We start from the raw sequence: 23,092 nt of genomic DNA, 5'->3' as shown, positions 1-23,092 counted from the left end.
TAACGCGTGTAAATAATATTTAGAGGAAATGTAACGAATTTATAGCCATCTGCCTTTTGATTAACACTAAAATAAGAAAAAAAGGCTATCGTCAAGTGCATTCATTTTAAGTTCCATATTTTTAACAGAAAGTGTATAAAACCAAAAAAGGTTCTCATAAATGAGAACCTTTGTGGGCGCTAAGGGATTCGAACCCCTGACCCCTTGGGTGTAAACCAAGTGCTCTGAACCAACTGAGCTAAGCGCCCGCTATCTTGCGATTGCGGATGCAAATATAAGACAGTTTTGCAGTCTACCAAAACAATTTGAAAGAAAAATTAAATTATTTCTGCTACTACAAATGTACTCCCTCCTACATAAACAACATCTCGCTCTGTAGCACGTTGTAAAGCAGCTTTGTACGCTTTTTTTACAGAGCTAAACCTCTCTCCTATTAAATTATTTTTTTTGCATTTTTTTCTAATTCTTCTACCTCAAGTCCTCTAGAAATATCTGGTTTTGCAAAATAGTACTGGGCTTCTGTTGGGAAAAGAGTAAGAATTTTACTTAAATCTTTATCATTAACCACTCCTAAAACAATGTGCAAACTATCATATTCCTCTTTTAGTAATTGCCGCATCACATACGTTAACCCATCTTCATTATGCGCCGTATCACAAATAACCTTTGGTCTTTGTTGTAAAACTTGCCATCTTCCTAACAAACCTGTAGTTTTAGATACATTTGCAAGACCATTCTGAATTGCCAATTCACTAATTAACCATCCCTGATCTTTTAAAACTGATATTGTTTGTAGAGTAGTCTTTATATTTTCGTTTTGGTATTCTCCTTTCAAATCTGAAGAATATAGAAATCCTGCATATCCACTTGCATTATACAAAACACTACTACAAGATGCGGCTTTGTTTTCAAATACCTTCTTTGTATCTACAGTTGTTCTACCAACAACAACAGGAACATTTTCTTTTATGATACCTGCTTTTTCATTTGCTATTTTTTCTAAAGTATCTCCTAAAAACTTTACATGATCAAGACCTATATTGGTTATAATTGATACCTCTGGCACAATTATATTTGTAGAATCTAACCTACCACCAAGTCCAACTTCAATTATAGCAATATCTACTTTTGAAGTTGCAAAATACTCAAACGCTAAACCAACCGTCATTTCAAAAAAAGACAGCTGATTTTCTTCAAAATACGCCTTATGTTGCTCTATAAAATCAACCACATAATCTTCTTCAATTTCTACACCATCAATCTTTATACGCTCCCTAAAATCCTTTAGATGCGGTGAGGTATACAATCCCACTTTATAACCAGCCTTTTGCAAAACTGAAGCTAACATATGACTCGTTGAACCTTTACCATTTGTACCCCCAACATGAATACTTTTAAACTTCGTTTCAGGATTTTGTAGATATTTAGCTAATTGAATAGTATTATGAAGATCTGCTTTATAAGCACTACTACCTTGACGTTGATACATTGGTAATTGGCTGAACATCCAATCCAGTGTTTCACTGTAATTCATATTTTTTATTCGGAAAGTTTGAATTGATAAATAATAGTTCCTACCTGTTTGACCGGCGCTTTTGAATCGCTATTAAACTTTGTAGCCATAGCTGCTCTTTTTGCAGGTTCCATTAAACATGCCGAACTATTAGTTGTACCTTTTACACCAGGAGTGGCACGGATTACTTTTCCGCTTTGATTCACTTCTATTTTTACAACCACGATTCCGGATTCATTACAATCTTGAACGAACTTCTCTTTGTTTAGAGCCTTTCGTCCTCCTAATCTATAATTACCATCGCCATCTAGTCCTTTACCAGTACCATAATATGACTTTGCATTTGGGTCTCCATTAGGACTACCCTTATCTCCTGGCGCTTTGTCGTTTCCTTCTCCCCCCTTAGATTTCCCATCATTTTTGGGGCCATTAGAAAAACTATTCAGTATATCCAATGTAGACTTATCAGGTTTAGGATCAGGTTTTTTTTCCTCTACCTTTTTTACTGGTTTATCTTTTACTGGATTTTTAACCGGCTTTTGTTCTGTATTTTTTTTAGGCTGCTCTTTAGGTTTTTCTACCTTCTTTTTAGGTTTCTTCTTAGGTTTTTTCTCTATAACCGGAGCTTCTTCGGTATCCTGAGTAACAACTTCATCTTTGATTTCTGGAGATTCTTCTACCGGTTCAGGAGGAGTTGCAGCCGTTTCAGGAGTAGTATTTTTAGGTGATGTTTTTATTGGTTTATTGGGTTGAATCTTACCAGAACCTGTTTCTGTAGTTCCAAAATTAACAGCAATACCACCTTCTTCATCTGGCTCTATATAATTAAGACTTAGATAAAATAACAAAAAAATAATCCCAATGTGCAAAATTAAAGTTAGCACAAATGATTTCTTTTTATGTTTTGTATCTAGTTTTATCATATTAATCGGGTTTCACTGCCAGTATTACTTTAAATTTATTTCTATTTGCTATATCCATTACACCTACGGCTTTTTCAATAGGCACACCTTCTTCTGCTCTTAAGATAATTGTTGGTTCGTTCTGACCTTTCAAACGAGCTAACAATTCACTCTCTAATCTACTTTGAGTTATTCGTTCACTATCGATATAGTATTGTAATTTATTGGTAATACTTACCGATATATTTTGTGTATTAGAACTTTTTCCTTTTGCTTTTGGCAAAACCAAATCTAGCGCTTCAGGAGTTATTGCTGGTGATGTTAACAAAAAGAAAACCAACAATAGAAATACAATATCCGTCATTGACGACATACTGAACTCTGGACTTACTTTATTTCTTCCTCTTAAATTCATATCAAGCAGGTTCGTTTAATAAATCAAGAAAGTCTACAGCCTTTGCTTCCATACTGTGTATAACTTTATCAGTTCGTACAACTAAATGATTATATCCTATATAGGCAACAATCCCTACTACTAGTCCTCCTACAGTTGTTGTCATTGCAGTATATATTCCTTCTGCCAAAACTCCCATATCAGCAGTTCCTTCACTAGATGCCAAATTATGAAATGCCAAAATCATACCAATAACTGTACCTAAGAAACCAATCATTGGTGCAGCTCCAGCAACAGTGGCCAATATACTTACGTTTTTCTCTAATTTATACACTTCTAGCCTACCTGCATTTTCGATAGCTTTATTAATATCCTCTAATGAATGGCCTATCCGTGAAATTCCTTTTTCAGTTAATCGAGCAACAGGGTTATTGGTTTGCGCACATAATATTTTGGCCGCTTCAATTTTACCTGTAGTTACATTATCTCTAATTTTAGTCATAAAGCTCTCATCATATTTAGATGCCGCTTTTATAGCAAAGATTCTTTCGAAATAAATGTACACTGCAACAAACAGTAATACAAAAAGAATAGAAATGATTACAACCGCTCCTGTACCTCCACTAAGTAGAAGGTCCATTATAGACAATGAATTCTCTGTCTCCGTTTCGCTTTCTGCAGCGTTTTGGGCAATAGCTCCAAGCATAGATAAATATGTCATGTTTGATTTTGTTAATTTAGTGTTAGTATACTAACGTTATTTCTGTAGGTTAAGTATATGGACGTTTTTTTATAATATATATATAATTCCTAATAAACCAATGCCTCCAAGCACAATTGTATAAGGAAAAGCCATTTTCACCATTTTCATATATGACAATCCTATTAACGGCGCTAACGAAGATGTTAGTAAGAATAAGAACGCTGCTTGACCATTAGGTGTTGCAACACTTGGTAAATTTGTTCCTGTATTAATCGCTATAGCTAACTTCTCAAATTGTTCACGAGATATTACTCCACTATCAAAAGCCTGTTTGACTTCACCAATATACACAGTAGCTACAAATACATTATCGCTAATCATCGACAATAATCCATTTGCGATATAAAACATAGAAGGTTGTTGATCGGGATCCAACGTTAATGCCCAATCTATAATAGGCTTAAACAGATGCTGATCATGAATCATAGCAACAATAACAAAGAAAACTACAATTAAACCTGTAAATGGCAGCGCTTCTTCAAATGCCGCCCCTAATTGATGCTCTTCAGTAATCCCCATAAAGGCAGTTTGTACAATTATTAAAGCTAATCCTATAAGACCAACCGGGGCTAAATGCATTGCTAAACCAATAATTAAAAGTATAGCTGATACTGCCTGAACAATAAGACCATATTTAGATTTATCAGATCTATTTGCATCTTCTTCCTCTGTGTAACTCTCTATAATTCTTCTGGCTACTTCTGGTAATTTTGCACCAAAACCAAAAGACCCTGTAGCCTCAAGAACAACTGTTGTAAGCAATCCTGCACCTAGTACTGGAATCGAAATTGGAGCCATTTTTAAGAAAAACTGTATAAAGTCCCATCCCATTCGTTCCCCTATTAATAGGTTTTGCGGTTCTCCTACCAAAGTACAAACTCCTCCTAAGGCCGTACCTACCACTCCATGCATTACCAAACTTCTTAAGAAACTTCTGAATTGTTCTAAAGTATCCCCGCTTAATTCCTTTCTATCCAAAGTCCCGCTATCATCATAATCTCCAGAACCTGAATGAATCTTATGGTATACTCCATAAAAACCAACTGCTACACTTATTAAAACAGCAGTTACAGTTAATGCATCCAAAAATGCCGAAAGTACTGCTGCAAGAAAAACAAACAGTAGCGACAATACCATTTTAGACTTTATTTTTGTAAACACTTTACTAAAAATATACATTAATAAAGGTTTCATAAAATATATACCAGCTACCATAAAAACTAAAAGCAATACAACTTCTAGATTTTGGTCTATTTCATGATAAGCATTTTTTGGAGTAGTAAGATTCAATATCAAAATCTGAATTGCCAACAAACCTCCTGATTGCAAGGGGTAGCATTTTAGTGCCATCGCCAATGTGAAAATAAATTCTGCGATAAATAACCAAGAAGTAATTATTGGTCCTAAAACGAAAAAAGAAAATACATTGAAAATTAAAAATCCAATCATTATGGTTTTGAACCATTTTGGACTATTACCTAAAAAATACTTAAACATAGTTTTACTTAGTTAATGCGATTAATATTACAGTAATTGTTTCAGGGCTATTTCAAACGCTGTTTTACTGATACTAGTTTTTGTTTTGTTATTATTATATGTATGTTGAATAGCTTTTTTTATAGTTTCGGATGTATCCATAAAAATAGCTTCATCGGTCATTTGCACTTTTCGTTCCATAAAATATGAAAATACTCTTGCCATACCGCAGTTAGAAATAAAATCAGGTATCAGACTTACTTGTTCATCTGTATACTCCATTATTGGTCCAAAAAATATTTCTTTATCAGCAAAAGGAACATTGGCTCCGCAAGAAATTACTTCTAAGCCTGAGTCTATCATTTGTGATATCTGATCTTTAGTAATTAACCTAGAGGCAGCACAAGGTGCAAATATTTCAGTTTGTAAAGACCAAATTTTTTCATTTAATTGATCAAAAGGAATTAACGTTTCACTATATAGTTTATTTCCTTTTTTATTCAAATATAACTCTTTGATCTGTTCAAAAGAAAAACCATCTTCTTTAATAAGTCCACCAGCATGATCTATAATACCTACTACCTTAGCTCCCATTTCTGAAAGGTAATATGCTGCTGCTGACCCAACGTTACCAAAACCTTGTACCACAGCCTTCTTTCCTTTTACATCACCTCCATAAATACTGTAATAATGCCTTACAGCTTCTGCTACTCCATATCCGGTAATCATATCAGCAACGGTATACTTTCTAGACACATCTGGTGAAAACATAGTATTTTCTAAAACTTTGATAACTCCTTGTCTTAATTGCCCTATCCTATTAATTTTATCAGCTTCGGTAGGTTGAAAGTGTCCATTAAAAACTCCTTCTTGTGGGTGCCATACACCACACTCTTCTGTAATAGGAATTACTTCATGAATCTCATCTACATTAAGATCTCCCCCAGTACCATAGTAACTTTTTAATAATGGAGATACAGCTTTATACCATCTTTTTAAAACTCCTTTTTTACGAGGATCATTGGGGTCAAAATTAATTCCAGATTTTGCTCCGCCAATTTCGGGTCCAGAAACCGTAAATTTTACTTCCATCGTTTTAGCCAAAGAGAGTACTTCGTTCATATCCAAACCAAGTCGCATTCTAGTACCACCTCCTGCTGCACCTCCTCTTAAAGAATTTATAACTGTCCAACCTTCAGCTTCTGTCTCAGCATCTTTCCAGTTAAAAATAATCTCGGGAGTTTTATTTTCGTATTTTTTTAATAATTCTTTCATTCAAAAAAATTTCAATTTATTTAACAATAATATTTCCGTCACAATTCGTAACGAAATTGTTCTCTTATTCTATTCGTCTAAATTATCCTCCATTACAGAGGTCAGCGCTGATCCATAAGACATTATTATAAATTGAATTCTAATAAAAATGTTTGATGACAAATATAAAAAACTAAATACGCTGAAACAGTAAATAAAATTAAAATTACGCTAATAATAGTGTTTTTCTTTTCTTATAGTAGGTCAATCAAATTTTAAAAAATATGGGAAAATTCCTCTAAAATACATTCAAAAATTCATGATATCAAAAAAGCAAAAAAACATTAAAACTATCATATTATAGCTTATATTTGTAGAATTAGTAAAAATCGAGGGGTAAACTCGATTTATTTTCATCAAAAAGTACGAATTTCGTGTTATGCACGCACAGTAAATTATAATAAAATATGGACTTTAAACTATCCGAAGAACAGTTAATGATACGAGATGCTGCTCGTGATTTTGCAAAAGCTGAATTATTACCTGGAGTTATCGATCGTGATAACAAACAAGAATTCCCAACAGAACAAGTAAAGAAAATGGGAGAACTTGGTTTTTTAGGAATGATGGCTTCTCCTGAGTACGGAGGTGGTGGTATGGATACTCTTTCTTATGTCTTAGTTATGGAAGAATTATCTAAAATAGACGCTTCATGCTCTGTTATTGTATCTGTAAATAACTCTTTGGTATGTTGGGGTCTTGACACTTATGGAAACGATGAACAAAAAAAGAAATATCTTTCGAAGTTAACTACTGGTGAATCTATCGGTGCTTTTTGTTTATCTGAACCAGAAGCAGGTAGTGATGCAACGTCTCAAAAAACTACAGCAATAGATAAAGGTGATCATTATATACTTAATGGAACCAAAAACTGGATTACTAACGGTGGGTCTGCAGATTACTATTTAGTAATTGCACAAACGGATAAAGAAAAAAAACATAGAGGTATCAATGCCTTTATTGTTGAAAAAGGATGGGAAGGTTTTGAAATTGGCCCTAAAGAAGACAAATTAGGTATTCGAGGTAGTGACACTCATTCTTTAATTTTTAATGATGTAAAGGTTCCTAAAGAGAATCGTATAGGCGAGGATGGTTTTGGTTTTAAATTTGCCATGAAAACACTTGCAGGTGGACGTATCGGAATTGCAGCACAGGCTTTAGGAATTGCTGAAGGTGCATATGAATTAGCAAAAGAATATTCTAAAGTGCGAAAAGCCTTTGGAACAGAGATTATGAATCACCAGGCTATTGCATTTAAATTAGCAGACATGCATGTTCAAATTGAAGCGGCAAGAATGCTAGTATATAAAGCAGCAATGGACAAAGATAATCATGAAAATTACGACTTATCTGGTGCAATGGCCAAATTAGCTGCTTCTCAAGCTGCTATGGAAGTAAGTGTAGAAGCTGTGCAAATACATGGAGGGAACGGCTTTGTAAAAGAGTATCATGTAGAACGACTAATGCGAGATGCCAAAATCACACAGATATATGAAGGTACAAGCGAAATTCAAAAAATTGTAATCTCAAGAAGTATTCTTAGAGATTAATTCGTTGAAGAAAATTTATTAAAAAGCGAAGTTTGTGTGAACTCACAAACTTCGCTTTTTGTTTTCAAAAATTAATACTCTAATATTCTAATATGGTTATGACAGAAAACCAGTATTAAATTGATATTTTATTCTAGCACTCTAAATTTATTCAACAAAACATGGGCTATTGGTAATGCGAATTCAAGCCCATTAACACAAATAATCAAATACGTGCTGACTACTTCTTACTGTGTGAAATGCATACCTCTATAAAACACCTGTATTACAGATCTAACTATAACTTATAACAGTCAATACTTTTATATATTAGAAGAGGATAACACGGTTGGATTTCAGAATCACATCCGTCGCTATTGTAACGATCCGTTCCACCACCCTTTGCATATTGCTCTGCCGAATTATTCAATCTTGTAATTTTAATTTTTTTTAATTCGATTTTAATTTTCTTGTTTTTTTTCAAAATGATTCTTGTTTTATTTTTTTTACATAGCGAATGTAACAAAAAAAGCAGTGTGCAATAAATACCAACAACTGGATATAGGTTAAAATTTATAAATCTTAACCTTATTGTTTAGGTTAAAAACATCTTCAAATATTAATTCTTAAATCTTTTTACATATTCAACGGGATTACACCCTTCTTTCTTAGAAAAGGCTTTAGCGAACGATTGTATATTATTAAAACCAATTTCTACTGCCATTGATCGTATAGAATATTGTCTAAATTTTTTATCATTCTTAATCTTGTGTTTGCAATATTCAATTCGTAAGTCATTAATATAATTTGCAAAATTCTTTTGCTTCTCCATATTAATCACCTTAGACAAATAGGTCGAATTGGTTTTTAATCTTTTTGAAACCTTTACTAGAGTAAGGTCATTTTTTAAGAACTCCAAGTCATCTTCGAAGTTGGTCAATTTCTCTAGTATTCCTTGTTTTAATTCTAATGGAAGTTCAACACTTATTTTTACAGACTTGACATTCTTTTGTTGCAACACTTTTACTTTTTGTTTCTCTGCCCCTAATAACACATTGTATTTATCTTTTCGTTTTTTAGAAAAATAAAAATAGAAGAAACCTATTATGGTAATCAAAAAAACACCAAAAGCTATTAACTTATAGACTAAAATTTTATTGCTATTTTTAATCCCGTCTATTAACAAATCTTTATCTTTTATTAGCTTTGGCGTATCATATTTTTTTATGAGAGAGTTATTTAATTTAGCATATTTTATATCCGATATACTATCATATTTTAAAAGCTTTTCCATTATTCTTAATTGATTTTTTGGATCATTACTTCTTTTGTAATAATCTATCAATAATGTAAAAGCTTCGGCTACTTCAATTCTATAATTTGAATCATTAGTTATTGCATCCAATTTTTTCAAATAGTGCAATGCCTTTGATTCTTTTTTAAGCTCCAGATACGTCTTAGCTAAAAACAAATATCCTTTTTTAACATTAATATCATTAACATCTTCTTCTGACAAAATTAGCGCCTTTTGCAGACTGTCAATAGCCGATTGATAATTTTTTCTTTCATAACTATTCGCTCCATAAGCAAATAATAGATTAGGATAGTAACGTCTATACGGATTCAACAAACTAGCTTTTATTCCTTTTTTTAAATAAAAATATGCAGAATCATAGTACTTAAGGCGATTATAACTATCTGACATTTTATATAAAGTAGCGATATAAATTTGACTAAGTTTTATAACACTATCTTGTTTTGAGAAATACTCGTAATTCTCTTTATACACTTTTAGTGCCTCACGTTCTTTTCCTAAGGTCGTTTTAAGAATAGCAATATTGTGCTTCAGTCCTATGAGTTGTCTTTCATTATTCATCTTTTCAGAATACTTTTGAGCAATCAAATATGCTTCTAAAGCCTCATTATATCTATCTATTTTACTCAGTATATTTCCTTTTATCTTATACCCTGTAGAAGGATATCGACTATTTTGTGTGTCTTTTGTCAGTTCAATTATTGAGTCTGTATAACATAATGCGATATCAGGTTGTTTTTTATAAATAGAAATAAACATTTGGTAACCATCCGCGATATTTTCTATATTATTTTCTTTCTTGGCTCTATACATATAGTAGTCTGCCAAAGTTCGTTTAACAATTGAATTATGATGTATTCCTCTCCAAAAAAGAGTACCTAATTCTTGAAGTGTTTTATTAGATAAAGAATCAGAAGAACTATTATATATATTTTTCTGCTGCTCCGCTGAGTATACAGAAGTCACGGAACAGACCAAAATAATTAACCAATAAGAAACCCTCATATTATAAGTAAGAGTAAAATGAATTATTACCAAAATTTTGAGTAAACATACAAAGAATATTAAATCAAAAACGAAAAACAACCATAACCCTAATCATCCTTTAATACGTTAACATTACAACAGCCTGAATAGTAAGTCAAAATTTATAAATAGATAGGGTAAAATTTATAAATGCTTACCAGATCTTCTTGAAAAACGTTGCTTTTACACATAGTTTAGTCTCTGAAAACTATTAAAACAATTAAACATTTTGAACATCATCTCCTATCAAATGGATATATAAATTTTAGTCGTAAAACCACACACGACATTAAACATATTGTGGTATAAAATAATTAAAACATATAATATGAAAAACTCAATTTTAAACTTAGGAACCGTTTTAACTAAACAACAACAAAGAAATGTTACTGGAGGAGATACAATATGTAATGATCGTCGTTGTTGGCAAGGGACTGGAGGCGGTCTTAATATGATAAAACTGGACGACGGTACTTACTACACTCCAGGCATGAACTAATTACGGTTTCACATTAATGCGGTTAGTTAAAATTATTGGGTAGTGTGATTTAATTTAGGTTAATAAAACAATATTTGAAACTACGCCTTTTTAAAGTCATTAGTTACCCCATGCTGTATTAAGAAAAGCAATGTAATCCCGATTTAAAAAGTGATAACCGAAAAGCTTTATAAAAATAGAGTAGGTGTAATTCTTAAAAATTAAATATGAAAAGTTTAGAAAATTATAAAATAGACGCAAAACAATTAAAAACAGTGTATGGAGGGGACAGACCTAAAGCTAAGGTTATTGACACGTCAGGCCTTAAACGTCCCATAGAACCAGTAGGAACAGGGTTTGATACAGAATTAATACTTTAATACTAAAATTAAATTTTATGAAAAAATCAATTTTAAACTTAGGAAAAGCTATTAGCAAAAAAGGACAGAAAGAGATTAAAGGTGGTATGAGACATTCTCTAAAATTAGCAGATCCCTTTGAATGCGAAGAGTGTACTGATGGGCATTTATGCGATTACGAAAATGGTTTACCCGTTTGTGTATAATTTCTTTTCAATAACTAAAGTAGATTATTTTTTTTTATTTTAAAATAATCTTAAATGCAATAGGTTCAAAACTTAAATAAGGTTTGAGCCTATTTTTCATTAAAAAAACACTTGAAGATTCCTTATCCTAATATAAATTAATAACGTGATTTGGGAAATTACGGCCTGTACCAAAAACTAATTAAAGACATCTTCTTTTAATTAAGTGATTTGTGTCTCTGAATACCTTTATCCTTTTCAACTCATAACTTAAAACACACTTATTCATCTATAAAGAGCCTATTAATACTATAGCATGAATTTATCCAAAAATACTAATTCTCATCATACTTAGAAGCATGCTATAGTATGTACAATAGTTTACTTAAGTAGTATATTGTTTCTATTTTGATTTGTTATTAGTTGGATAAAATTTAAGCATAAAAAAACCCTTCATTATTTTAATGAAGGGTTTCAAAGAAGGCGGCGACCTACTCTTCCACGATTGTAGTACCATTGGCGCTAACGGGCTTAACTTCTCTGTTCGGAATGGTAAGAGGTGAGCCCCGTTGCTATAACCACCTTAAATCTTTATTAGTACCTATACCTATGAAATACTATTTCATAAACACACTACTAACCTAATAAGTTGACATATTGATTTAAATACACTAAAGAGTTACTAAAATAAGCTTGTAAAAAGCAATTCAGGCGCATAAGCCTATGGGTTATTAGTACTACTCGGCTATGACATTACTGCCTTTACACCTATAGCCTATCAACGTGGTAGTCTCCCACGACCCTTTAAAGAAATCTCATCTTGTGGTGGGTTTCGCGCTTATATGCTTTCAGCGCTTATCCCTTCCGAACGTAGCTACTCTGCAGTGCCTCTGGCGAGACAACAGATACACCAGCGGTTCGTCCAACTCGGTCCTCTCGTACTAAAGTCAGATCCACTCAAATTTCTAACGCCCACTGTAGATAGAGACCGAACTGTCTCACGACGTTCTGAACCCAGCTCGCGTGCCACTTTAATGGGCGAACAGCCCAACCCTTGGGACCTTCTCCAGCCCCAGGATGTGACGAGCCGACATCGAGGTGCCAAACCCCCCGTCGATGTGAGCTCTTGGGGAGATCAGCCTGTTATCCCCGGAGTACCTTTTATCCTTTGAGCGATGGCCCTTCCATGCGGAACCACCGGATCACTATGCTCTACTTTCGTACCTGATCGAGCTGTATCTCTCTCAGTCAAGCTTGCTTATGCCATTGCACTCTACGCACGATTACCAACCGTACTGAGCAAACCTTTAGAAGCCTCCGTTACTCTTTTGGAGGCGACCACCCCAGTCAAACTACCCACCAAGCACTGTCCATCTCGCGATGTTAGGCTTCGAATAAGCAAAGGGTGGTATTTCAACAATGACTCCACGACGCCTGGCGACGCCACTTCAAAGTCTCCCACCTATCCTACACATTACTTATCCAAAGTCAATACTAAGCTATAGTAAAGGTTCACGGGGTCTTTTCGTCCCACAGCGGGTAACCGGCATCTTCACCGATACTACAATTTCACCGAGCTCATGGCTGAGACAGTGTCCAGATCGTTGCACCATTCGTGCAGGTCGGAACTTACCCGACAAGGAATTTCGCTACCTTAGGACCGTTATAGTTACGGCCGCCGTTTACCGGGGCTTCAATTCAATGCGTCGCCGAAGCTAACATCTCCTCTTAACCTTCCGGCACCGGGCAGGTGTCAGGCCATATACATCATATTTCTATTTAGCATAGCCCTGTGTTTTTGATAAACAGTCGCCTGGACCTATTCACTGCGGCCCATCCGAAGATGGGCGACCCTTCTCCCGAAGTTACGGGTCGATTTTGCCTAGTTCCTTAGCCATGAATCTCTCGAGCACCTTAGAATTCTCATCCCAACTACCTGTGTCGGTTTACGGTACGGGCTGCTTCACTTGGTTTTCTTGGAAGTCGATTTGCTAGATTATCACCTCGACCGTAGTCTTAGTGTACTATCGGGGTATTACTACTCCCTTCAACGTACTATTCCGTCAGTACGCACTAACTTCTCGCCTCCGTCACTTTTAATGTGAGCAGGTACAGGAATATTAACCTGTTGTCCATCCACTACCCCTTTCGGGTTCGCGTTAGGGCCCGACTAACCCTCAGCTGATTAGCATAGCTGAGGAAACCTTAGTCTTTCGGTGTGCGGGTTTCTCGCCCGCATTATCGTTACTTATGCCTACATTTTCTTTTGTAGCTACTCCAGCAATCCTCGCGAATCACCTTCAACGCCACTACAATGCTCCCCTACCGATATTTCTATCCCATAGCTTCGGTAATATGCTTATGCCCGATTATTATCCATGCCGAACCGCTCGACTAGTGAGCTGTTACGCACTCTTTAAATGAATGGCTGCTTCCAAGCCAACATCCTAGCTGTCTAAGCAGTTCAACCGCGTTTTTTCAACTTAGCATATATTTTGGGACCTTAGCTGATGGTCTGGGTTCTTTCCCTCTCGGACATGGACCTTAGCACCCATGCCCTCACTGCTGATTAACATTTTATAGCATTCGGAGTTTGTCAGGAATTGGTAGGCGGTGAAGCCCCCGCATCCAATCAGTAGCTCTACCTCTATAAAACTATAAATCAACGCTGCACCTAAATGCATTTCGGGGAGTACGAGCTATTTCCGAGTTTGATTGGCCTTTCACCCCTACCCTCAGGTCATCCCAAGACTTTTCAACGTCAACGGGTTCGGTCCTCCACTTTGGGTTAACAAAGCTTCAACCTGCCCAAGGGTAGATCACACGGTTTCGCGTCTACTACTACTAACTATATCGCCCTATTCAGACTCGCTTTCGCTACGGATCCGTTGCTGAACAACTTAACCTTGCTAGTAAAAGTAACTCGTAGGCTCATTATGCAAAAGGCACGCCGTCACACATAAATGCGCTCCGACCGCTTGTAAGCGTATGGTTTCAGGATCTTTTTCACTCCCTTATTCAGGGTTCTTTTCACCTTTCCCTCACGGTACTGGTTCACTATCGGTCTCTCAGGAGTATTTAGCCTTAACGGATGGTCCCGCCAAATTCATACAGGATTACACGTGTCCCGCACTACTCAGGATACTACTATCTCACTACGCTTTACTTATACCGGGCTATCACCGTCTATGGCCACTCTTTCCAAAGTGTTCTAATTCATTATAGTTCAAATATCGTAGTCCTACAACCCCACATCTGCCGTAACAAATATGGTTTGGGCTAGTCCGCGTTCGCTCGCCACTACTAACGGAATCACTTTTGTTTTCTTCTCCTCCGGGTACTTAGATGTTTCAGTTCTCCGGGTTCGCCTCCTCGAAAGGATAATATGTCTTCAACATACTGGGTTGCCCCATTCGGATATCTGCGGATCAGTCTGTATGTGCCAGTCCCCGCAGCTTTTCGCAGCTTATCACGTCCTTCATCGCCTCTGAGAGCCTAGGCATTCCCCATACGCCCTTAATTAGCTTATGCGTCTTGCTTAACTTGCTCTTTTAGTTTTTTGATATCAATCCAAAGATTAATATCACTCTTTTATTATCACATATTATTAATATGTGCTCGTATTTTTAAATCAATATGTCAATGAACGTTTTTCTTGTAAACAATATAAAAATGATGATCATAAAAACGCTTTCAATTCATGAATCCTGTGTTTTATAAACTATCAATCCTTATATCTAAAGAATTGTGGAGAATATCGGAGTCGAACCGATGACCTCCTGCGTGCAAGGCAGGCGCTCTAGCCAGCTGAGCTAATCCCCCGTCTTTCTATAAGTGGCCGCTAGCCATTATAGTTGACAAGTAGCACAACTTCTAAAATTTCCTTTCTCAATAAATAAATAATGAACGTATACTAAACTTGTAGTACAGTAGTCTCAGGCAGACTCGAACTGCCGACCTCTACATTATCAGTGTAGCGCTCTAACCAGCTGAGCTATGAGACTTCTTCATAGTTGACCGTTGATGGTCTATCTTATGTAGCTTATTAAAACTACAACCAATAACTAACAACTATTGTATTAATTAACAGCACTAAAGACTAAAAAAATCAAAGATACATTCCATCGTATCACATTTTCTCTAGAAAGGAGGTGTTCCAGCCGCACCTTCCGGTACGGCTACCTTGTTACGACTTAGCCCCAGTTACCAGTTTTACCCTAGGCCGCTCCTTACGGTGACGGACTTCAGGTACCCCCAGCTTCCATGGCTTGACGGGCGGTGTGTACAAGGCCCGGGAACGTATTCACCGGATCATGGCTGATATCCGATTACTAGCGATTCCAGCTTCACGGAGTCGAGTTGCAGACTCCGATCCGAACTGTGATAGGCTTTATAGATTCGCTCCTGGTCACCCAGTGGCTGCTCTCTGTACCTACCATTGTAGCACGTGTGTGGCCCAGGACGTAAGGGCCGTGATGATTTGACGTCATCCCCACCTTCCTCGCGGTTTGCACCGGCAGTCTTGTTAGAGTTCCCGACATTACTCGATGGCAACTAACAACAGGGGTTGCGCTCGTTATAGGACTTAACCTGACACCTCACGGCACGAGCTGACGACAACCATGCAGCACCTTGTAAATTGTCCGAAGAAAAGTCTATCTCTAAACCTGTCAATCTACATTTAAGCCCTGGTAAGGTTCCTCGCGTATCATCGAATTAAACCACATGCTCCACCGCTTGTGCGGGCCCCCGTCAATTCCTTTGAGTTTCATTCTTGCGAACGTACTCCCCAGGTGGGTTACTTATCACTTTCGCTTAGCCACTCAGACCGAAGTCCGAACAGCTAGTAACCATCGTTTACGGCGTGGACTACCAGGGTATCTAATCCTGTTCGCTACCCACGCTTTCGTCCCTTAGCGTCAATATATTGTTAGTGATCTGCCTTCGCAATCGGTATTCTGTGTAATATCTATGCATTTCACCGCTACACTACACATTCTAACCACTTCACAATAATTCAAGTCTTGCAGTATCAATGGCAATTTTCCGGTTGAGCCGAAAACTTTCACCACTGACTTACAAAACCGCCTACGGACCCTTTAAACCCAATGATTCCGGATAACGCTTGGATCCTCCGTATTACCGCGGCTGCTGGCACGGAGTTAGCCGATCCTTATTCGTAGAGTACCGTCAGACCGATATACATATCGGGGTTTCTTCCTCTATAAAAGTAGTTTACAACCCATAGGGCAGTCTTCCTACACGCGGCATGGCTGGATCAGAGTTGCCTCCATTGTCCAATATTCCTCACTGCTGCCTCCCGTAGGAGTCTGGTCCGTGTCTCAGTACCAGTGTGGGGGATCTCCCTCTCAGGACCCCTATCTATCGTAGCCTTGGTATGCCGTTACCATACCAACTAGCTAATAGAACGCATAGCCATCTTATAGCAATAAATCTTTAATTATTAATCGATGCCAATCAATAATACTATAAGGTATTAATCCAAATTTCTCTGGGCTATCCCTTACTATAAGGTAGGTTCTATACGCGTTACGCACCCGTGCGCCGGTCGTCATCAAGTGCAAGCACTTATGTTACCCCTCGACTTGCATGTGTTAAGCCTGCCGCTAGCGTTCATCCTGAGCCAGGATCAAACTCTTCATCGTTTGTCTTTAAATATTATTTGAAAACAATACAACGGAATTATAATCGTATCTCTAAATGATTCTAGTCTTTAATTTCGTATGTATTAACTATCCTATAAATAAAATAGCTAAATACGCGCTGTCAATCAATATGTCTATGAACTTTCTTAGTAATCTAAAACCACATCTAGTAGTCAAAATTACTCTTGTTATTACTTAAGGAATCGAACCCTAATTCTACCTCAATTATCAGCAGAAAACCATTCTAATTATTTTTATGAACTCGCTCTGTTTCGCTAAGCGGATGCAAATATACAACCCTTTTTTATTCTACAAAGCTTTTTTGAAATTATTTTTAAAAAACTTTTTCCTAAATCCCTAACCAAAACAAAACTCTCAATGAACTCCTAAGCCCTCGAGCTTAGCGGATGCAAACATACAACCCTTTTTTATTCTGACAAGCTATTTCATAGAAAAAAAATAAAGTTTTTTTAACCTAAAAATAAAACCAAATCTCAATGAACTACCCGAAACACATTACCCCGTTTCGAGGGCGCAAATATAGAATCCTTTTTCATTCTAACAACAAAAAAAAACAACTATTTTTTAAAAAAAATATAATATTCTAGAAACATTAACGTTACGCGAAAAATAAATCTACACATCAAAAACATCTTCTCTTCTAAATCGTGTTATTTAGCCTATTTTACATCTCAACCATTTATAATTTATCAAACACTATTGTCTCTTCTTATTATAATTTACAATAGAAATAATGAGGTACAACGGTAACATCGCAAGAAATCTTTAGTACAGGCTATACGAAATGAAGGCTTTTCGTGCTCTGGACTACTCTACTTTTTCCAAACTGATCACGATAGACTTACTAATAGGTGTATTACTTTTATCTGCAAAATGATTATAAGGCACCAAAACATTAGTCTCTGGAAAGTATGATGCTAGATTTCCTTCGGGGATATTAAAAGGAATTACTAAAAAGTTGATTGCTTTTCTTTCTATATTATCATAACTACTAATTAAATTAACTACATCTAATTTCTCAAAAGCATACTTTCTCATGTCATTCTTATTCATTAACACTATCCTTCTTTCATTAAACACTCCTCTATACCGATCATTTAATCCATATATCGTAGTATTAAATTGATCATGTGAGCGAATAGTCATTAATAAGAACTCACCTTTTTTTATTTCATGCTTTGGTAAATGGCATACACTAAATTGGGCTTTTTGATTAGGAAGTTTACTAAAATCTAAATCTCTTACATTATTAGGTAAATAAAACCCCGAGCCTTTCGACTTTTTTTCAAGATTTTCAAAACCTTTAATGACAGAGGTTAGTTTTTCTCTAATTAGTTCATAATCTTCTCCCAACTGTTTCCAAGGTACCGGATGGTTGTTTTTGAAATATGCATTAGCTATTTCTCCTATAATTTCGGGTTCACTTTTTAAGTTACCCGAAGCAGGAGACATCATTCCTTTAGAACGATGCACCTTACCCATACTATTTTCTACTGTAAAGAATCTTTGTTTCCCATCTTTTATATCCACTTCTGAACGACCTAAAGTCGGTAAGATTAGTGCTGTTTTACCCGTAACCAAATGTGTCCTATTTAATTTAGTACTTACATTTATGGTCAATTCACAATTCTGAAGTGCTTCTGCGGTAAAATTTGTATCAGATGCGGCTGACAAAAAGTTTCCTCCTAAAGCCATAAAAACTTTTGCTTGCCCTTTATGCATAGCCTCAATAGCATGTACAGTATCTAAACCCTCTTTATTTGGAGGAGTAAATCCAAAAGTTTTCTGAATTGACTGATTTAATTCTGTTGACACATGATGCATTATACCCACTGTCCTATCTCCTTGAACATTACTATGACCTCTTACCGGACATGTTCCTGCTCCTGGTTTTCCCAGACTACCTTTTAGTAACAGTAAGTTTACACATTCTTTTATATTATCGACGCCATTTTTATGTTGCGTCAATCCCATTGCCCAACAAATAATAATCTTTTTACTATTTGCAAGTATTTCAACAGCAGCATCTACAACAGACTCTTCTACCCCTGACAATGTTAACAGTTCTTTTTCTGAATACCCCTCGATGCTTTTTATTAATTCTTCGAAACCGTTGGTATACTTTTTTATAAATTCATGATCAAAAACATTTCCTTTCTCTGTATCCAATACGGTTAATTTCTTAATCATTAGTTTCAGAAGTGCAACATCCTGATTAATTTTAACTTGAAGGTGTATATCTGTTAAGGAGGTACCTGTTGACAAGACACCTTTTACTTCTTGCGGGTTTTTGAAGCGTATAAGACCTGCCTCTTCTAGGGGATTAACACTAATTACTTTACCCCCGTTTTCTTTACATTTTTGTAACGCTGATAACATTCTAGGGTGATTGGTTCCAGGATTCTGACCTATAACCATAACGACTTCTGCCTTATCAAAATCTTCTAGCTTTACAGACCCTTTTCCTATTCCTAAGGTTTCACCCAAGGCAACACCACTAGATTCATGACACATATTTGAACAATCAGGCATATTGTTAGTGCCATATGCTCTAATAAAGAGCCCATACAAGAATGCTGCCTCATTACTTGATCTTCCTGAGGTATAAAATATTGCTTCATCGGGAGAATCCAATTTATGTAATTCTTCTGCTACCAATTTATAAGCATTTTCCCAAGAAATAGGTTCGTAATGCACACTATCTGGCCTTAACACCATAGGTTCTGTTAGCCTTCCACTTTTACCTATCTGAAAGTCAGACCATGTTGAGAGCTCTTCTACAGAATATTTTGAAAAGAAATCATTGTCTACTTTTTTATTTGTCGCCTCTTCTGCCAAAGCTTTAGCCCCATTTTCGCAATACTCTCCAAGTTTTGAAGGTTTATCAGGGTCAGGCCAAGCACAACCAGGGCAATCAAACCCTTCTTTTTGATTCATATGTGCTAGTGCACGAAAAGATCTTACAACTCCCATTTCTTTAAAAGTGTGTTGCAATGCTACTTTTACGGCAGGAAGTCCTGCTGCATAATCTGTAGGCTTTTCTAATTTTATACCTGTAAACTCTGTAGAACCTAAAACAGAAATGTTTCTTTTTTTGATAGTATTCATTCTCGTTTTTTGTAGTCAACAAAATTGTAAATGTTGATCACTTTCAAAGATACATCAAAATGTAAAGTCTTAGTATGCTAAACATACCTTCTACTTTATTATTTGTAATATGAATTAGGTTTTTAACTATATGTTCTATAAAGGAACATATCTAGACTTCATTTTTTAGGATAAATCAAAAAAAAGTTGCAAAAAAAAAGAGAATGTTCTAGAGAAAGAAATTCCAGACTAATCCAAATCGTATCACCGCATCTCTCGTTGCATAGCCTGGGGCAGAAAACTCATTGTTTTGCTTAAAAGCTTCTCCAAAATTTTCGACTTTGAAAAAAATACGTGTTTGTCTAATTTTAGCATTGAAAAATATATCAACCTGCGGAAACCCACCTATTTTTTGATCATTCTGAACGTAAAACTCTGATAATACAGGATCGTATGCATCTGCTGTATAATATGTAAAATATTTAAATGTTACGCCCGTTTGTAAAAAAAGAGCATTCTTTTTGAACCAATGATCTTCATAATACAATGTATTTCTGGTAATAATTTCTGGTACATTATATATTTGATCACCTCCTTCTACACTTTGATACATTACTGTATTATCTAAGCCAAGTTTCCACACTTTCACTCCTTGTGTAAGTTTTACTTTTAGTAAATCTATTTTTTCTCCGGCTTGCAATGGCACAATAGCATCATCGCTATTCTTGGCAAAGTAAGTATAGTTATCGATTGATGAAAAACTAGCTTCTATTCTTGCTATTTTTTTTGCTCTAAGATCAATCTGGATTTTTTGAGTTTCGACGTTTGAAAAATCATTTTGCCAATTATAATTAACATAATCACTTTGGTTTAACAGAAAATTGTAATTAGGAGCAACTGAATTAGAGCTTATTTTGGCTTGAATTTCATATTTATCCTTAAGATTATATCCTGCTCCAGCATTAAAATAGTTTCCGTCAAAATCACCAGAAACTAATGTTTTTAAACTTCCAAATAGTTCAAAGCCTTTATAATTATTCTGATATTCACCACCTACTGAGTACACATCTCCTTTAATACGATTTGTAATATCAATCGCATTTCCACTTTCATCCACTTGTCTAAGCACAGAATTGTATCCATAATTATAATTTGAACTTCCGCCAATTACCTTTAGTTCCCCAAGCCATTTATTTTCAAATCCTAAAAACACTTCATTACTAAAATCTTCTAACGCTACTTTATCAGAAATTGCTCCCGATCTAAAAGATGCTCCTAAAAGATTATTGGGCGCAATTGTGGTTTGATCAAATCGAAATGATTTATCTGTAAGATCCATAATATGTCCTATAGATAACCCTGTACTAGCACTATCGCTTTTCTTTATTATTGCATATTGATGATCTACATAAAATCTTTTTCCCTTAAGAATGTTCTCTGCATTTTCAAAATTAACGGTTATTGTTCCTCTATCCTTGAACTCTTCTTCTTCTCCAACAAAATCTCCTATATTTAAGTACTCTTCTATACCTTGTTCTGATAAACCACCATTTTCTTCATTTAATAGATCTTGAGCTACAAAATGTGATTTTACCCTATATCTTTTATTTTTTGTGATATAATTAAGCGTTGATCTAAAGTTACCTGTACTCGTGAGGGCATGTTGGTATTTTCCTAAAGACCGCACTCCTTTATAAGCAATAGAAAGATTAAGTCTTGGTGAAGTATTTATCGTAAAAAAAGCATCTAATTGCTGTCCTTGTTCAAAAGTTGTTCTGAAATATAATTCTGTTAGTGGTGTTGGCACATGATAGTAGTTAATATCACTTGCTTCCATAAAATTGAAATGTCTTGCTCTAGCTCCAAAAAGTGGCAATACACGTTGACGCTCTTCTCGTTTAGCTAAACTATTATAAGTTTGACCAACATTATGAATAGGTAGTAATTCAAAATCATCCCTTCTTAAATAATTAAACTTATAATCTTTTTGAAGGGTCAAAGTTGTATCTACATAGGTCGTATCATTTTTTATTGTAATAATTTTATAATCGGTCACAGGGGGTTTCTCTTTCTTTTCTTGGGGTGTAAATTTCCTTTGGGGACCTCCGGAACCTTCTTCTATTTCTTCTTCTTGATTTCTGTCCTGAGCCCAAATCAAAGAACTAGACAAAAGTGCAATTATAATTATTATATTTTTTCTCATTAGCATACTATACTCAGGCAAAAATATACTTTTTTTAACGAAAGTATATCATCTAGATTATTTGTTTAGGATATGATTTTAAAAAATAGTTTTTTGATCTTCTATTCATACTGTATCTTCGTGTTATGCTTACTTTAAAATTACATCCTGAACTCTTAGAGTGTGGCACAGACGAAGCTGGTCGTGGATGCCTTGCCGGTCCTGTTACTGCTGCCGCAATATTACTTCCTGATAATTTTAGCAACGCTGTTTTAAATGACTCTAAGCAACTTAGTGAAACTAAAAGAAAATCTTTAAGACCACTATTAGAAGACTGTTCTTTGACCTATGGTGTTACACATATTTTCATGGAAAAAATTGACGAAATCAATATTTTGAATGCCTCTATTCTAGCCATGCAAGAAGCTATTGCCCAACTTAACCCACAACCTGAGCATATTGTAGTAGATGGAAATAAATTTAAACCGTATCATAATATACCCCACACTTGCGTTATCAAGGGGGATGGAAAATATTTAAATATTGCAGCTGCCTCTGTGCTCGCTAAGACATATAGAGATGAATTTATGGAAAAAATACATGAAGAGTATCCTATGTACAATTGGAAAAAAAATAAAGGTTATCCAACAAAAGAACATAGAGAAGCTATTCGTAAACATGGTATTACAAAATATCATCGAAAAAGTTTTAGGCTATTACCAGAACAACTGACAATAGATTTTTAACAAAGAATTATATCTTTGAACCCAGAGCAGAACGTAGTACCAATATATTCGAATTATATTTCGATAAATAAAACAGACATTATATGTTGCAGAACAAGAAACCTCATTTTTTAATTTTAAACACTTGGTTTAAAAA

Annotated in this window: 13 protein-coding genes, 3 tRNA genes, 3 rRNA genes and 1 pseudogene; 5 read left to right on the top strand and 15 right to left on the bottom strand. The window is 35.4% G+C overall.

Features of this window, described 5'->3' with window-relative positions; genetic code table 11:
* Positions 1-173: 173 nt before the first annotated feature.
* The 7 genes and pseudogenes from D1816_RS21785 to D1816_RS21755 all read right to left on the bottom strand — a co-directional run bounded on the left by D1816_RS21785 (position 174) and on the right by D1816_RS21755 (position 6,323).
* A tRNA-Val gene (locus D1816_RS21785) sits at positions 174-248 on the bottom strand.
* 69 nt (positions 249-317) lie between these two features.
* Positions 318-1,534, bottom strand: a pseudogene (locus D1816_RS21780) (folylpolyglutamate synthase/dihydrofolate synthase family protein).
* A 5-nt stretch (positions 1,535-1,539) separates the two neighbouring features.
* Entirely contained in the window at positions 1,540-2,436 is an 897-nt protein-coding gene (locus D1816_RS21775; RefSeq protein WP_118505682.1) for an energy transducer TonB, read from the bottom strand.
* A gap of 1 nt (position 2,437) precedes the next feature.
* On the bottom strand, positions 2,438-2,830 hold the full coding sequence (locus D1816_RS21770; protein ID WP_118505680.1) for a biopolymer transporter ExbD: 393 nt from the start codon (positions 2,828-2,830) through the stop codon (positions 2,438-2,440).
* 1 nt (position 2,831) lies between these two features.
* Positions 2,832-3,515, bottom strand: a complete 684-nt coding sequence (locus D1816_RS21765; protein WP_082832451.1) for a MotA/TolQ/ExbB proton channel family protein — start codon at positions 3,513-3,515, stop codon at positions 2,832-2,834.
* Between the two features lie 84 nt (positions 3,516-3,599).
* Positions 3,600-5,069 carry a sodium/proton antiporter NhaB gene (nhaB, locus tag D1816_RS21760; protein WP_066314597.1) on the bottom strand — a complete coding sequence of 490 codons (1,470 nt, stop codon included), beginning with the start codon at positions 5,067-5,069 and terminating at the stop codon, positions 3,600-3,602.
* Positions 5,070-5,096: 27 nt separating this feature from the next.
* On the bottom strand, positions 5,097-6,323 hold the full coding sequence (locus D1816_RS21755; RefSeq protein WP_066314598.1) for a Glu/Leu/Phe/Val dehydrogenase dimerization domain-containing protein: 1,227 nt from the start codon (positions 6,321-6,323) through the stop codon (positions 5,097-5,099).
* A gap of 446 nt (positions 6,324-6,769) precedes the next feature.
* On the opposite strand from D1816_RS21755, the gene D1816_RS21750 reads away from it, so the two are divergent.
* Positions 6,770-7,912 carry an acyl-CoA dehydrogenase gene (locus tag D1816_RS21750; RefSeq protein WP_066314604.1) on the top strand — a complete coding sequence of 381 codons (1,143 nt, stop codon included), beginning with the start codon at positions 6,770-6,772 and terminating at the stop codon, positions 7,910-7,912.
* Between the two features lie 598 nt (positions 7,913-8,510).
* Here the strand turns inward: D1816_RS21750 and D1816_RS21745 are convergent.
* Complete coding sequence (locus tag D1816_RS21745) at positions 8,511-10,211, bottom strand: helix-turn-helix domain-containing protein (protein ID WP_118505678.1); 1,701 nt, start codon at positions 10,209-10,211, stop codon at positions 8,511-8,513.
* Between the two features lie 349 nt (positions 10,212-10,560).
* Between D1816_RS21745 and D1816_RS25890 the strand changes: the two genes are divergently transcribed.
* The 3 genes from D1816_RS25890 (at position 10,561) to D1816_RS25880 (ending at position 11,275) form a co-directional block, all read left to right on the top strand.
* Positions 10,561-10,731, top strand: a complete 171-nt coding sequence (locus D1816_RS25890; protein WP_157766104.1) for a hypothetical protein — start codon at positions 10,561-10,563, stop codon at positions 10,729-10,731.
* Between the two features lie 206 nt (positions 10,732-10,937).
* Positions 10,938-11,090 (top strand): hypothetical protein, encoded by a 153-nt coding sequence (locus tag D1816_RS25885; RefSeq protein WP_158597776.1) that lies wholly within the window; start codon positions 10,938-10,940, stop codon positions 11,088-11,090.
* A 17-nt stretch (positions 11,091-11,107) separates the two neighbouring features.
* On the top strand, positions 11,108-11,275 hold the full coding sequence (locus D1816_RS25880; protein WP_157766106.1) for a hypothetical protein: 168 nt from the start codon (positions 11,108-11,110) through the stop codon (positions 11,273-11,275).
* 457 nt (positions 11,276-11,732) lie between these two features.
* On the opposite strand, the gene rrf is transcribed toward D1816_RS25880, so the two are convergent.
* The 7 genes from rrf to D1816_RS21710 all read right to left on the bottom strand — a co-directional run bounded on the left by rrf (position 11,733) and on the right by D1816_RS21710 (position 22,231).
* Positions 11,733-11,840: ribosomal RNA gene (gene rrf / locus D1816_RS21740) — 5S ribosomal RNA — on the bottom strand.
* Between the two features lie 125 nt (positions 11,841-11,965).
* Positions 11,966-14,785, bottom strand: a 23S ribosomal RNA gene (locus D1816_RS21735).
* A 217-nt stretch (positions 14,786-15,002) separates the two neighbouring features.
* Positions 15,003-15,076, bottom strand: a tRNA-Ala gene (locus D1816_RS21730).
* 108 nt (positions 15,077-15,184) lie between these two features.
* Positions 15,185-15,258 (bottom strand) — tRNA-Ile (locus D1816_RS21725).
* A 140-nt stretch (positions 15,259-15,398) separates the two neighbouring features.
* A 16S ribosomal RNA gene (locus D1816_RS21720) occupies positions 15,399-16,920 on the bottom strand.
* The 16S, 23S and 5S rRNA genes sit together here with 2 tRNA genes alongside, the layout of an rRNA operon.
* Positions 16,921-17,748: 828 nt before the next feature.
* Positions 17,749-20,049 (bottom strand): FdhF/YdeP family oxidoreductase, encoded by a 2,301-nt coding sequence (locus D1816_RS21715; RefSeq protein ID WP_118505676.1) that lies wholly within the window; start codon positions 20,047-20,049, stop codon positions 17,749-17,751.
* 208 nt (positions 20,050-20,257) lie between these two features.
* Entirely contained in the window at positions 20,258-22,231 is a 1,974-nt protein-coding gene (locus tag D1816_RS21710; RefSeq protein ID WP_118505674.1) for a putative porin, read from the bottom strand.
* A gap of 125 nt (positions 22,232-22,356) precedes the next feature.
* On the opposite strand from D1816_RS21710, the gene D1816_RS21705 reads away from it, so the two are divergent.
* Positions 22,357-22,956 carry a ribonuclease HII gene (locus D1816_RS21705; protein ID WP_066307729.1) on the top strand — a complete coding sequence of 200 codons (600 nt, stop codon included), beginning with the start codon at positions 22,357-22,359 and terminating at the stop codon, positions 22,954-22,956.
* Positions 22,957-23,092 lie beyond the last annotated feature (136 nt).

This window comes from Aquimarina sp. AD10, assembly GCF_003443715.1.
GTDB classification, from domain to species: Bacteria; Bacteroidota; Bacteroidia; order Flavobacteriales; family Flavobacteriaceae; genus Aquimarina; species Aquimarina aggregata.
The sequence above is the reverse complement of the archived record's forward strand: the minus strand, read 5'-3'. Positions and strand labels throughout refer to the sequence as shown.